Below are 13,391 nucleotides of genomic sequence, written 5' to 3' on the forward strand. Positions count from 1 at the left end.
AATGAGGTGTAACAATGAGGCATTTGATGCTGAAAGTGGTTTTTTTCAATCTGTTCCTGTTTTTCTTGCTTATCCAAAGTGTACAAGCCTCTCCAAATACAAATGACGTAAATGAAGACTTAGAAGCAATTACCCCGCAGGCAATCGTTGACTCACAACTTGATTCACTGAATATTGACGAATTAAAAGGTTTTTGGGAAAAAATCAGTAATGAATATGGCGGTTTTTTGCCGGAGAGCCAAAAAGGAAGTCTATATGAATTTTTAAAAGGAGAAAAAAGCTTCTCCTTTCAGGAATGGGTTTCGGGTTTTATTAAATTCATCTTTCATGAGTTTATTGTAAACGGGAAATTGCTTGGTTCCTTAATACTTCTGACTGTATTCAGCATGTTTCTGCAGTCGCTGCAAAACTCCTTTGAAAAAAGCACGGTTAGCAAGGCAGCATATGCGATTGTCTTTATGGTATTAATCATCATTGCATTAAATAGTTTCCATGTTGCCATTAGCTATACACAGGAAGCAATTGATACGATGATTTCTTTTATTATGGCGCTTATTCCATTGCTATTAGCACTAATAGCTTCGTCGGGAGGAATTGTATCTGCAGCATTCTTTCATCCGGTCATCCTCTTTTTAATGAATATGAGCGGATTATTCATCCAATATGTGGTGCTGCCTTTATTATTCCTATCCGCATTGCTTAGCATAGTCAGTACATTATCTGAGAATTACAAGGTGACACAGCTTGCTAACTTGCTAAAGAATTGGAGCATTGGACTCTTAGGGACATTCTTAACGGTATTTCTAGGAGTTATCTCTGTTCAAGGTGCATCTGCCGCAGTAACAGATGGGATTACGCTAAAAACGGCAAAATTCATCACTGGAAACTTTATCCCTGTTATTGGCCGAATGTTTACCGATGCCACAGATACCGTGATCAGTGCCTCTGTGTTATTAAAAAATACAGTAGGGATCGCAGGTGTAGCAATATTAATCATCATTGCTGCCTTCCCAGCAATCAAAATCCTCATGATTGCTTTTATATATAAATTTGCAGCAGCAATTTTGCAGCCTTTAGGCGGGGGACCAATCATTACCTGCCTGGACATCATCAGCAAGAGCGTTATTTATGTTTTTGCAGCCCTTGCCATAGTTTCTCTTATGTTTTTCCTAAGCATTACAGTCATTATTGCAGCCGGCAACTTGACAATGATGGTCAGGTAGGAGGTGGGCTAAATGGATTTTATTAAAGAATGGATAACAAATATCATTTTATTTGTGCTCTTGGCAACTGTCATTGATATGCTCCTTCCAAATTCAAATTTACAAAAATATATCAAAATGGTTACCGGACTTCTCCTCATTGCGATTATTTTGACGCCAATTTTGAAATTAGTCTCCAATGACTTTGAAGAAGTGCTTGCATCAATCCCAGCTATTGAAGCATCTGGAGAAAAAAACTTAGAAAATTCCATCGAAACGCAAAAAAAAGAAATACAAGCCTTCCAACATGCATATATTTTAGAAGAAATGGCTGTCCAATTTAAAAAGGATGCGGAAGAGGAGTTGATGGAACAGTACGGATTGGAAATTGTAGATATAGTATTTCAAGCAGATGAATACGATCAGCGTGCTTTCCCAGAAAACTTGCAAATGGTTGTCGTCAAACTTAAACACATGGATGAAGTAGCTGAAGCTGTTGAAGTGGTCAAAAAAGTAGAAATTAATACTGAAGAAACTCTTCCTTCAAATCAGGCAAATGATGAAACAGAAAAAGTTGCTTCACTTATCGCACAAAAATTGGGTGTGGATGAAAACATGATCGAAGTATCGGTAGAAGGAGGGAAGATGAATAAGGATGGATAAGGATAAAGGACCTTTAACTTTTTTAAAGAAGCTATTTACAAAGGAAGAACAGTCGGATAAAAAACCGGGAAAATATCAATATTTGCTGCTTGTCCTTCTATTCGGAGCAGCTATCATGCTCGTCGGTAATCTCTTTTTTAAAGATAAAACGGCAGATACGAGCATGCCAGTTTTTAATAATCAGGCTGGAGCTAAGAATGAAGAGGATGTTGCTGCCTTTGGCAAAGAACAGCCAGAGGGAAATAGTATAATTGCAGATTACGAGAGGGCATATGAAACGCAAATAAAAGAAATCCTTGATGACATCGTAGGAGTTGAGGATGCTACGGTTCTTGTGAACGTAGATGCGACAGAGCAAAAAGTGCTAGAGAAAAATATAACGAGCAAGACACAGACAACAGATGAAACCGACCGTGAAGGCGGAAAGAGAAAGGTAGAAGACCAATCGAAGGAAGAACAGCTAGTTATTATTAGAGAGGGAGAAAAAGAGGTTCCAATTGTTCTAGAAACGAAGAAACCCAAAATCAGAGGCGTTGCTATCGTGGCAAAAGGAGCCGAAAATATCCAAGTGAAAAGCTGGATCATCGAAGCGGTATCAAGGAGCCTTGATGTACCGACGCATCGAATATCAGTCATGCCGAAAAAAACGAAAGCTAAGGGGGATTAATAAATGTTATTGAAAAAACAAACAGTCTGGTTATTAACAATGCTGAGCTTGGTCGTCGTCTTATCCGTATACTATATTACTTCACCTGAACAAAGAGTAAATGATTTGGCAAATACGGAAGAAAAAGCTGAACAAAAAAATGATGAGGCAGTGACTACGGACAATACAGACACTGACAGTGATATCATTACAAATGCTGCTGGTGATGAAAAGTTTGAAGCATTAAGAATTCAGTTAACTGAAGAGCGAGACAGAACGAAGGAAGAATTGCAAACAGTAATGGGTACAACAGACCTTCCAGCCGAAGAAATTAGTGATGCGAAAGACCAAATTGATAAGCTAGATGAATTAGCGGAAAAGGAATACATTCTTGAAACACTAATTAAAGCGATGAATTATGAAGATGTCCTAGTTCGTGCTGACGATAAGAACGTTCAAGTGACTGTAAAAGCAGAGAAGCTTTCCCGCACACAAGCGAATGAAATTATTCGCCAGGTAAAAAGTGAAATCGGAGATCTGCAATTAGTAACAGTAGAATTTCAGCCTGAATAATATCAAATGCAGACAAAGTAGCGAGGGGAGCTCCCTCGCTATTTCTTTTGTAATCTGATCAATTGTTCCATTGAATCATGAGCACTGGATACAGATTTATATAAATTTTCATGGTGCTTTGTCTGCAGTCCAACCGATGATGCAATCTCTTGAAGGGAAGCGCTGGCTTGTTCAATAACCGAGCTAAATTCACTAATCGATTCACCTATCAGGTTTGATGAATGGTAGATCTGTTTTGTAAGTGTATCGTAAGCATTAATATCATCTTTAAGAGTGAAAAAGGTTTGCTGAATTTTTTGAAAAACCTCTTGGGTTTCATTAGCAAGAGAAAGATTATTCGTCAACTTTTCACCTGTAGTGTAAATCGTATTCTTGGTACGTTCTGTGTCCATCATGACATTATTCAAGTTTTCAGTGATATGGGCAGCGGTTTTTCTTGAGATATCTGCAAGCTTTCTTACTTCTTCTGCTACTACTGCAAATCCTTTTCCGCTGTCGCCTGCCCTAGCTGCCTCAATGGATGCATTTAAAGCGAGGAGGTTTGTTTGATCTGCTATATCCTGAATCGCAGACGCAAAATGGAAAGTTTCTTTCACTAAGCTTACTAATGAGGAGATATGGGCATTTACTACACTCATTTCAGCCAAGGAATAAGAAATATCCTCCCGAAGGTTCGTTACTAGCGAATCCCCTTCATTCGTTGTTTGTCCAGCGTTTATCGCATCCTTATGCAGTTTTTCGACGAGATGTGAAGTATTTTCAGCAAGTTGATTCGCTTTGTCGAGCGAGTAGGTAATATTGATAATCGTATCAGATTGTGTTTGAATTCCTGCCGATATTTCAGTAATTGTATCGTTTATTTCAATTGCAGATTGGTAGTTTTCTTTGCTAAGCTGTTTAACATTCTCAATAAGAGAAGAAATGCTAGTCGTGCTATTTGCGACCGTTCTCTTCATTTCAATGTTATTCTCCAATAATAATTGTGTCTCTTTTTGGGCTGAAACAATATTCTCCGATAATTTTTTTGCTAGTGTAAGCTGAAAAGTTAGCAGAATAGATATTAGTATAAAAAGTAAATAAATGGTTGCATAATTTTTTCCTTCCAAAGGAAGCTGATCATGGTGCATAAAAGTAAATATGGTTATAACGGATAGTCCTATGGCTGATGCAAGCCATAATAACCGGCGTTCCATATAAATAGCAGCTAACGCAAGGATAAAATAAATGAGAAAATAAGCTGTCGGGGAAACGCTATTTTCCATTATAATAAACATAACACCTGCAACTAGAAAAATGGACAAATAGGGAATGACCTTCATTGCTTTCTTTAAATAGTGCATGACAGCAACGATGCCAACCCCAATTCCACCCGCAATAATAATGGATAAAACAACAGCCATATCTTTTTTCATGACAATATCAAAAAGGGCTGCAAGGATTACACACACAAAGGCTGCCTTTACAACAAGGGAATTTTTCCTTAGTAAATCTTCCTTTTTAATTTCTTCAATCGTTTTCATTTCCTAATCTTCCTCTCATTTCTAGTCCATTTGAATGATTATTTCGCTATATTTCTTCAAATTCCCTCTACAAATAGTCACAAAGTTTTCAAAAATAATGAAATGCATCTTTTAAGAGAAGGGTTCAAATGATAAGGTTGAAATAAGGAAAATGAAAATATTATGCACAGTTGATAATCCCATGTTGAATTTTAATAAGATCTTATCGTATGATATTAGTAGCTAGTCATAATTTTTTCATCGCGTTATTTCCAAATGTTTTTAAGTGGGAATAAACGAATGGATAATGAGGGGTGCCGAAGATGTTAAAAGTTCAGGAAATTCGTGAACTGATTAAACTTGTTGATCAGTCGAATATTGATGAGTTTGTATATGAGCATGATGGATCAAAAATTAAGATGAAAAAGAAAACGGCAGAGACTGTAGTTGTTCAGCCTGCTAAAACAGTTATTGAGGAAGTCCAAGCACCTAAAGCAGCTGTACAAGCTCCTGTTAAACAAGAGCAAGTTGCAGAACCAGCTGTTACGGAAACAGTTAAGGAAACTGAAAATCTACATAAAATTGTTTCTCCAATGGTGGGAACGTTCTATCAATCTTCCTCACCAGATGCGGAAGCCTATGTAAAAGCGGGATCGAAAGTATCAAAAGAATCAATCGTCTGCATCGTTGAAGCAATGAAGTTATTTAATGAAATTGAAGCTGAGATTAATGGAGAAATTGTAGAAATATTAGTTAGTGATGGCCAATTAGTTGAATACGGTCAGCCATTATTTTTAGTAAAGCCTGAGTAAGTAAGGAGCGGTAACAGGATGATAAAAAAACTGTTAATTGCAAATAGAGGGGAAATTGCTGTGCGTATCATTCGCGCTTGCCGCGAAATGGGCATCGAATCTGTTGCTGTATATTCTGAGGCTGACAAGGAGTCGCTCCATGTTCAGCTTGCAGATGAAGCGTATTGTATTGGTCCGACAGCATCAAAGGATAGTTATTTAAATTTCACGAATATTATTAGCGTCGCAAAGCTAACGGATTGTGATGCCATTCATCCAGGATATGGATTTTTAGCTGAGAATGCGGATTTTGCTGACCTTTGCCGAGAATGCAATATTATTTTTGTCGGTCCTACACCAGAAGCAATTACGAAAATGGGGACAAAGGATATTGCAAGAGAGACAATGAAGGAAGCTGGCGTTCCTATTGTTCCTGGCTCAAACGGGATTATTAAGGATGTAGAAGAAGCTATTGAACTGGCTAATAAAATTGAATATCCAGTAATTATTAAAGCAACAGCAGGCGGCGGAGGAAAAGGAATTCGTGTCGCACGAAATGAGGCAGAGCTTGTAAAAGGAATTACAATTACCCAGCAGGAAGCCTTAACTGCTTTTGGTAACCCAGGGGTTTATATTGAGAAATATATTGAAGATTTCCGCCATGTTGAAATTCAGGTGCTTGCAGATTCGTTTGGAAACGTTGTTCACCTAGGGGAAAGAGACTGCTCAATTCAAAGACGTCTGCAAAAACTCCTTGAAGAAACACCATCACCTGCTCTTGATGAGGAAACACGTAACAAAATGGGGCATGCAGCTGTAAAGGCAGCCCAAGCAGTTGATTACACAGGAGCAGGCACAATAGAATTTATCTATGATTACCATGAACGCAAATTTTATTTCATGGAAATGAATACACGTATCCAGGTTGAACATCCAGTAACGGAGATGGTTACTGGTGTGGATCTAATTAAAGAGCAGATTAAAGTAGCATCAGGTGAGAAACTGAAGTTTAGTCAGCAGGAAGTGACGTTTAGCGGCTGGTCGATTGAATGCCGTATCAATGCTGAAAATCCAGAAAAGAACTTTATGCCATCTGCTGGGAAAATTACCATGTATCTACCTCCTGGCGGGTATGGTGTTCGTGTAGACTCCGCTGCGTACCCGGGGTATGTGATTCCACCTTATTATGATTCTATGATTGCTAAAGTAATCACATATGGTCATACGAGAGAGGAAGCTATAGCCCGGATGAAAAGAGCATTAAGTGAATTTGTTGTTGAAGGCGTTCATACGACGATTCCATTCCACTTAAAACTATTAAGCCATGAACAATTTGTCGATGGACAATTTAATACAAAGTTTTTAGAAATATATAATGTAATGGATAAATAAGATTAATTGGAGGTGCAATGATGAGCGAAAATATTTTAGAGATGAATAAAGAAAACGCTGGCCTTGGAAAAGTTGAAATTGCTCCTGAAGTGATCGAAGTGATAGCTGGCATCGCAGCTTCAGAGGTCGAAGGTGTTGCCCAAATGCGCGGAAACTTCGCTTCAGGCGTTGTTGAACGTTTAGGAAAGAAAAACCATGGGAAAGGCGTTAAGGTTGAGTTATCTGAAGAGGGAATAAAAGTAGATGTTTACTGCTCAATGACATTCGGCATATCCATTCCGAATGTAGCCCAAAAAATTCAAGATAATATCCGCCAGGCACTTCTGAATATGACAGCGCTTGAAGCACAAGAAGTGAATATTCATGTAGTTGGTATTACATTTGAAAATCAAAAGCATGAAGCAGAAGTGGATCAGGAAATGTAATGTGTTTAAGGCCAAAGACGTTCAAGCTGTCTTTGGCTTTTTTACGTTGCAAAAAAAACGGATTCAAATGTGATTTAAGACGTATAATTAAAAAATATTTGCTGGTAAAGTTATAATAACGGTTTTAACCGTTTTTACAAGGGAAATTATGATGGTATAAGAAGATGCGTATTCGATATACTTATGCTATGATTACTAGTGTATTTTTTGAACGATTATAGCAGAAATTTTCCCTGTAAAAGGAGTTATGGAATAGATGAAAAGAAGAACAGCCAGAGAAAAGGCATTACAAGCATTATTTCAAATCGATATGAGTCAGGTAGAACCTGGTTCAGCTATTGAACATGTGCTAGAAGGTGCGCCAAATGATAAATATTTAAGCAAATTAGTTCATGGTGTATTAGAGCATAAAGATCACATCGATGAATCAATTAAAGAGCACCTTTCAAATTGGACACTGGATCGATTAGCAACTGTAGATCGAAATCTATTAAGATTATCCGTTTATGAGCTGCAGTTCGGCAGTGAAGAGGTTCCGCCAAATGTTGCAATTGATGAAGCCATTGAAATTGCAAAAATGTATGGGGACGATCAATCAAGTAAGTTTATAAACGGAGTTCTTTCAAAGATTAAACAGCAACTATGATTCATTCAGCCAGTGGTTTACTCACTTTACACTAGGAGGAAGCTAAAAATGGGGAAAAGTTTAATTGATGGAAAAGAAATTGCTAGACAAAAGAAAGCCTTAATTTCTGAAGAGGTTGAAAAGCTAAAAAAAGACGGCATTGTTCCTGGTCTTGCTGTGATTCTAGTAGGAAATGATCCAGCCTCTAAAACTTATGTATCCAACAAAGAAAGAACATGCCGTGAGCTTGGTATGCATTCTGTGTTAATTGAACTTCCTGAAACAGTAAGTGAACAAGCCTTATTAAATCAAGTAGCTGAATTAAATGAAGATTCGAATATTCATGGCATCCTTGTGCAAATGCCACTGCCAGACCATATTAATGAAACAAAGGTGATTGAAACGATTTCACCGGAAAAAGATGTGGATGGATTTCATCCTGTAAATGTAGGCCGGATGATGACAGGCCAAGATTCCTTCCTGCCCTGTACACCGTATGGGGTAATGGAAATGCTCGATTACATAGGTGCGGATATTGCCGGCAAACATGTAGTTGTAGTTGGACGGAGCAATATTGTCGGTAAACCGGCAGGACAGCTTTTTCTAAATAAGAATGCGACTGTTACGTATTGTCATTCTAAAACAACTGATCTGAAAGCTTTTACAAGGCAGGCAGACATTCTCGTTGCAGCTGTAGGAAAGGTAAATTTAATTACGAAGGATCATGTGAAAGAAGGAGCAATTGTCATTGATGTCGGTATGAATCGAAACAGTGAAGGCAAACTCTGTGGTGATGTGGACTTTAACAATGTAAAGGAAATTGCAAGTTATATCACTCCAGTTCCTGGAGGCGTAGGCCCAATGACGATTACAATGCTCATGTTCAATACATTGAAAGCAGCAAAAGCCATTCGGGATAAAACAGCCGCGGTGTAAAAATTAAATAGAAATAATCACTCTGCCTTTTCATTAGACACCTTTCCAATCCGTTTATATGTAACGGCCGGAAGAACTGAATCTTAATGAAAGGGCAGTTTTATTTAAGGGAGACTGACTATTTTATGAATGATAAACGCTATTTAACAGTCAACGCTCTAACGAAATACATAAAAAGAAAATTCGATGCAGACCCACATTTACAGGATGTCATGGTAAAGGGAGAAATATCAAACTTTAAACAGCATTCGAGCGGGCATATGTATTTTACATTAAAGGATGAAAAAGCTCGGGTTCTTGCTGTTATGTTCTCTAGATATAACCATGCTATGAAGTTTTCACCTGAAAATGGAATGAAGGTCTTAATAAGAGGCGATCTTACGGTATATGAACCGAGCGGACAGTATCAAATTTACATTAAGAAAATGCAGCCAGACGGGATCGGTGATTTATATTTAGCTTTTGAACAGCTAAAGGAAAAGTTAGAAAAGGAAGGCTTGTTTTCAGCTGAATATAAAAAAACAATCCCAAAGTTTCCGAAAACAATCGGAGTTGTCACCTCACCAACGGGTGCTGCCATTCGGGATATCATTACAACGATTAAAAGGCGATATCCTGTTGCCAATATTCTTATATTTCCTGCTCTTGTTCAAGGTGGACAAGCAGCACCCTCTATTGTGAAAGCCATTCAAATGGCCAATAGCCATGAGGAGGCTGATGTTCTGATTATTGGACGCGGTGGCGGATCGATAGAAGAATTATGGGCCTTTAACGAAGAATCAGTGGCAAGATCTATTTTTCATTCACGTATTCCTATCATCTCTGCTGTTGGTCATGAAACAGATTTTACTATCGCAGATTTTGTAGCTGATTTAAGAGCTCCTACACCGACTGGGGCAGCAGAATTGGCTGTGCCGCATATTGATGATTTAGCCGAACGGATTTTTAATAGACAGTCTCGGATGATTAGAGCGCTAAAAGAACAATTGAATTTACAAAATGAAAGACTAGCAAGAATTCAAAAATCTTATGCATTTCGCTATCCTCATAAATTATACGAACAAAAGCTTGAACAGGTTGACAAATGGACGGAGCAGCTTCAAAGAGGATCAAAAAAACTGTTTGATTTGAAAGCTGAAGAGTGGATAAGCCTGCAAAAACGATTGAAGCGAAGCCACCCTAATGAAAGAATCGAAGAAGCCAAGCTGCAGCAGGAAAAGGCACAAAAATTATTAAATCGGGCAATTGCAGCGATTTTTGCTGCGAAAGAAAAAGACTTTTCCCATTTGCTTACAACCTTAGAGGCGTTAAGCCCGTTGAAAATTATGGATAGAGGGTATAGCCTTGTTTACTCTGATGAGGGGAATTTGATTAAAACAGTAAATCAAATTAAGCGGAATGAGCAAATAAAGGTGAAGGTATCGGACGGTGCTATTCATTGTTTAGTAACTGATATTGAGGAGTGAGAAGGATGTCTGCAGAACAAAAACTTACTTTTGAAGAAGCGATGAAACATTTAGAAGAAATTGTTGAAAAACTGGAGGAAGGGGATGTACCTTTAGAAGAGGCAATTAATATTTATAAAAAGGGAATGGAATTATCAAAGCTGTGCCACGATAAATTGAAAAATGTTGAGTCCCAGCTAACAGAAATTTTGACAGAGGATGGTCGAAAGGATCATTTCGTTATAACTGAGGAGGAGTAATTTTGTCACAAGAATCGTTTTCAACATTTGCAAGCACACACAAACAGTTACTTGAAAAGGAATTAAGAGATCGCGTGAATCAATTAATTGCTCCTCCTGTTATTAAGGAATCGATGCTTTATTCTTTGGAGGCCGGCGGCAAGCGGATTAGACCATTATTGCTGTTCGCAACCTTAGCTGCTTTTGGGGAGAACCCAATAAAAGGGCTGCAAACAGCGGCAGCGATTGAAATGATTCATACGTATTCACTTATTCATGATGATCTGCCGAGTATGGATAATGATGATTTAAGAAGAGGAAAGCCGACAAATCATAAAGTTTTCGGGGATGCATTTGCCATACTGGCAGGAGATGCACTTTTAACATACAGTTTTCAGCTGCTTGCGGAAACCCCTGATGATTTTGCAGATGCATCGACAAAGCTTGCTTTAATAAAGGAGCTATCGAAAGCATCGGGCGCAGAAGGCATGGTAGGCGGACAAGTTGCGGACATAAGCGGGGAAGAAAAAGATTTATCATTAAGTGATTTAGAGTATATTCATATCCATAAAACAGGCAAACTTCTTGAGTGCAGTGTGGTTTCTGGAGCAATTCTTGCGGGAGCATCAGATAATCAAATCAATACACTTGCAAAATTTGCTTACCACCTCGGTCTTGCATTTCAAATTCGAGATGATATTCTTGATCTTGAGGGAGTCGAAGAGGTAATCGGCAAACGCGTAGGAAGTGACGAAATTAATCATAAGGTGACATATCCTTCCCTTTTATCTTTAGAAGGGGCAAAGGAAGCCTTGCACCGACATATTGAATTAGCAAAAAATCAATTAAATGCTACAGGATTGAATGTAGAATTGCTTTGGGCAATAACAAACTTAATTGAGACAAGAGATCACTAATAAATAACTGAAGTATTTCCACAAGAACAAGCAATTTTGCTTTTTCTTGTGGATTTATTTCATACTGTTATAATAACACTATAAAATACGATTTATTGGTTTATGAAATTTTTAATGAAATAATGAAAGTGAGTGATCCGCCCGTATGGATCTTATGAAAATTAAGGACCCTTCCTTTTTAAAGAAACTCTCGAATAAAGAATTGGAATCCTTGAGTCAAGATATACGCCATTTCCTAATTGAAAGATTATCAAGCACTGGCGGTCATATTGGACCAAACTTAGGAGTTGTGGAACTAACGATTGCCTTGCATAAATGCTTTGACAGTCCTAAGGATAAAATTATTTGGGATGTTGGGCACCAATCATATGTACACAAAATTTTAACAGGTCGTGCATGTCAATTTGATACATTAAGACAATACAAAGGTCTTTGCGGATTTCCCAAAATGGCAGAAAGTGAACATGATGTCTGGGAGACGGGGCATAGCTCCACATCCTTATCAGCTGCAATGGGAATGGCTATTGCTAGAGATCTGAAAAAAGAGAACTCCTATGTTGTGCCAGTCATTGGTGATGGTGCTCTAACTGGCGGTATGGCTCTAGAAGCGTTAAACCACATCGGTCATGAAAAGAAGAACATGATTGTGATCTTAAATGATAATGAAATGTCTATTGCACCGAATGTCGGTGCGCTGCACAATGTTCTTGGCAGACTTCGGACGGCTGGTAAATACCAGTGGGCAAAAGATGAGCTTGAATATCTTCTAAAGAAAATACCGGCAGTTGGAGGAAAGCTTGCTGCAACAGCTGAGAGAGTGAAGGACAGCCTTAAATATCTCTTTGTTTCTGGTGTGTTTTTTGAAGAGTTAGGCTTTACGTATTTAGGTCCAGTTGATGGACATGATTTCGAAAATTTGTTTGAAAACCTAAGTTATGCGAAGAAAACAGAAGGTCCGGTACTTCTTCATGTGATTACAAAAAAAGGGAAAGGCTATAAGCCAGCTGAAAATGACACAGTTGGCACATGGCATGGAACAGGTCCATATAAAATGGAGACAGGTGATTTTGTTAAACCAGTAAATACACCGCCTGCCTGGAGCAAGTTAGTAAGTGAAACGGTTCGGAACCTTGCAAGAAAAGATGAACGAATTGTTGCAATTACCCCAGCCATGCCGGTTGGATCAAAGCTTGAAGGCTTTGCTAGTGAATTTCCGGAGCGGATGTATGATGTTGGGATTGCAGAACAGCATGCGGCAACTGTAGCAGCAGGTCTTGCTACACAGAAAATGAAGCCGTTCCTAGCGATATATTCCACATTTCTTCAACGTGCATATGATCAAGTCGTACATGATATCTGCCGGCAAAACTTAAATGTATTTATCGGGATTGATCGGGCTGGTTTAGTAGGCGCAGATGGAGAAACACATCAAGGTGTATTTGATATTGCATTTTTAAGGCATGTTCCAAATATTGTTCTAATGATGCCAAAAGACGAAAATGAAGGACAGCACATGGTTTATACAGCTCTCAAGTATGATGATGGACCAATAGCGATGAGATTTCCAAGAGGCAATGGACTTGGTGTGCCGATGGATGAGAATCTGCATCCAATCCCAATTGGTACATGGGAAGTACTGAAAAAAGGCGAGGATGCTGCTATTTTAACATTTGGTACTACGATTCCGATGGCATTGGAAGCAGCAGGCATTTTAGAAAAACGCGGAATTTCAGTTAAAGTAGTTAACGCAAGATTCATTAAGCCGTTAGATGAGGAAATGCTATTAGAACTATTTAAAGAAAACATGCCGATTTTAACCATTGAAGAAGCGGTACTTCAAGGAGGATTTGGCAGCTCTATTTTAGAATTTGCCCATGAAAAAGGATTCCATCATATGGAGATTGACTGCATGGGAATTCCTGATCAGTTTATTGAGCATGGAAGCGTAGAGAAGCTTTTAGAAGAAATTGGCATGACCACAGATGATGTAGTAAAACGAATGAACATTCTAGCTAGAAAAAAACAAAAAAGGGCATAA

General features: G+C 38.4%; 14 protein-coding genes. 13 read left to right on the forward strand and 1 reads right to left on the reverse strand.

Annotation, left to right across the window (positions count from 1 at the left end; all coding sequences use genetic code 11):
- Window positions 1-26 precede the first annotated feature (26 nt).
- Genes spoIIIAE through C1726_RS19180 form a run of 4 tightly spaced genes read left to right on the forward strand, consistent with a single transcriptional unit; the run spans window position 27 to window position 3,084 of the window.
- A complete protein-coding gene (spoIIIAE, locus tag C1726_RS19165; protein ID WP_407642043.1) occupies window positions 27-1,223 on the forward strand; it encodes a stage III sporulation protein AE in 1,197 nt (398 codons plus the stop codon).
- A gap of 12 nt (window positions 1,224-1,235) precedes the next feature.
- Window positions 1,236-1,865, forward strand: coding sequence for a stage III sporulation protein AF (gene spoIIIAF, locus C1726_RS19170; RefSeq protein WP_102274613.1), 630 nt, complete (start codon window positions 1,236-1,238; stop codon window positions 1,863-1,865).
- Window positions 1,858-2,532 (forward strand): stage III sporulation protein AG, encoded by a 675-nt coding sequence (gene spoIIIAG, locus C1726_RS19175; protein WP_102274614.1) that lies wholly within the window; start codon window positions 1,858-1,860, stop codon window positions 2,530-2,532. Before spoIIIAF ends, spoIIIAG begins: the two co-directional genes overlap by 8 nt.
- Window positions 2,533-2,535: 3 nt before the next feature.
- Window positions 2,536-3,084, forward strand: coding sequence for a SpoIIIAH-like family protein (locus C1726_RS19180; RefSeq protein ID WP_102274615.1), 549 nt, complete (start codon window positions 2,536-2,538; stop codon window positions 3,082-3,084).
- A gap of 38 nt (window positions 3,085-3,122) precedes the next feature.
- Here the strand turns inward: C1726_RS19180 and C1726_RS19185 are convergent, their stop codons facing one another.
- Window positions 3,123-4,604, reverse strand: coding sequence for a methyl-accepting chemotaxis protein (locus C1726_RS19185; RefSeq protein WP_102274616.1), 1,482 nt, complete (start codon window positions 4,602-4,604; stop codon window positions 3,123-3,125).
- Window positions 4,605-4,906: 302 nt separating this feature from the next.
- On the opposite strand from C1726_RS19185, the gene accB reads away from it, so the two are divergent.
- From accB to dxs, 9 genes are all read left to right on the forward strand, one after another.
- Window positions 4,907-5,395 (forward strand): acetyl-CoA carboxylase biotin carboxyl carrier protein, encoded by a 489-nt coding sequence (gene accB, locus C1726_RS19190; RefSeq protein WP_102274617.1) that lies wholly within the window; start codon window positions 4,907-4,909, stop codon window positions 5,393-5,395.
- A gap of 18 nt (window positions 5,396-5,413) precedes the next feature.
- On the forward strand, window positions 5,414-6,766 hold the full coding sequence (accC, locus tag C1726_RS19195) for an acetyl-CoA carboxylase biotin carboxylase subunit (protein ID WP_102274618.1): 1,353 nt from the start codon (window positions 5,414-5,416) through the stop codon (window positions 6,764-6,766).
- 20 nt (window positions 6,767-6,786) lie between these two features.
- The gene (locus C1726_RS19200; RefSeq protein ID WP_407642044.1) at window positions 6,787-7,191 is read left to right on the forward strand and encodes an Asp23/Gls24 family envelope stress response protein; all 405 of its coding nucleotides are present in this window, start codon (window positions 6,787-6,789) and stop codon (window positions 7,189-7,191) included.
- A 256-nt stretch (window positions 7,192-7,447) separates the two neighbouring features.
- Window positions 7,448-7,837: a transcription antitermination factor NusB gene (gene nusB, locus C1726_RS19205; RefSeq protein WP_102274620.1), complete on the forward strand. Its 390-nt coding sequence runs from the start codon at window positions 7,448-7,450 to the stop codon at window positions 7,835-7,837.
- 48 nt (window positions 7,838-7,885) lie between these two features.
- Complete coding sequence (folD, locus tag C1726_RS19210; protein WP_102274621.1) at window positions 7,886-8,752, forward strand: bifunctional methylenetetrahydrofolate dehydrogenase/methenyltetrahydrofolate cyclohydrolase FolD; 867 nt, start codon at window positions 7,886-7,888, stop codon at window positions 8,750-8,752.
- Between the two features lie 125 nt (window positions 8,753-8,877).
- Window positions 8,878-10,218 (forward strand): exodeoxyribonuclease VII large subunit, encoded by a 1,341-nt coding sequence (gene xseA / locus C1726_RS19215; protein WP_102274622.1) that lies wholly within the window; start codon window positions 8,878-8,880, stop codon window positions 10,216-10,218.
- Between the two features lie 5 nt (window positions 10,219-10,223).
- The gene (locus C1726_RS19220) at window positions 10,224-10,457 is read left to right on the forward strand and encodes an exodeoxyribonuclease VII small subunit (RefSeq protein WP_102274623.1); all 234 of its coding nucleotides are present in this window, start codon (window positions 10,224-10,226) and stop codon (window positions 10,455-10,457) included.
- 2 nt (window positions 10,458-10,459) lie between these two features.
- Window positions 10,460-11,353 (forward strand): polyprenyl synthetase family protein, encoded by an 894-nt coding sequence (locus tag C1726_RS19225; protein ID WP_102274624.1) that lies wholly within the window; start codon window positions 10,460-10,462, stop codon window positions 11,351-11,353.
- Window positions 11,354-11,498: 145 nt separating this feature from the next.
- On the forward strand, window positions 11,499-13,391 hold the full coding sequence (gene dxs / locus C1726_RS19230) for a 1-deoxy-D-xylulose-5-phosphate synthase (protein WP_102274625.1): 1,893 nt from the start codon (window positions 11,499-11,501) through the stop codon (window positions 13,389-13,391).

It is taken from the genome of Cytobacillus massiliigabonensis, from assembly GCF_900199725.1.
In the GTDB taxonomy this organism is placed as follows: Bacteria; Bacillota; Bacilli; order Bacillales; family Cytobacillaceae; genus Cytobacillus; species Cytobacillus massiliigabonensis.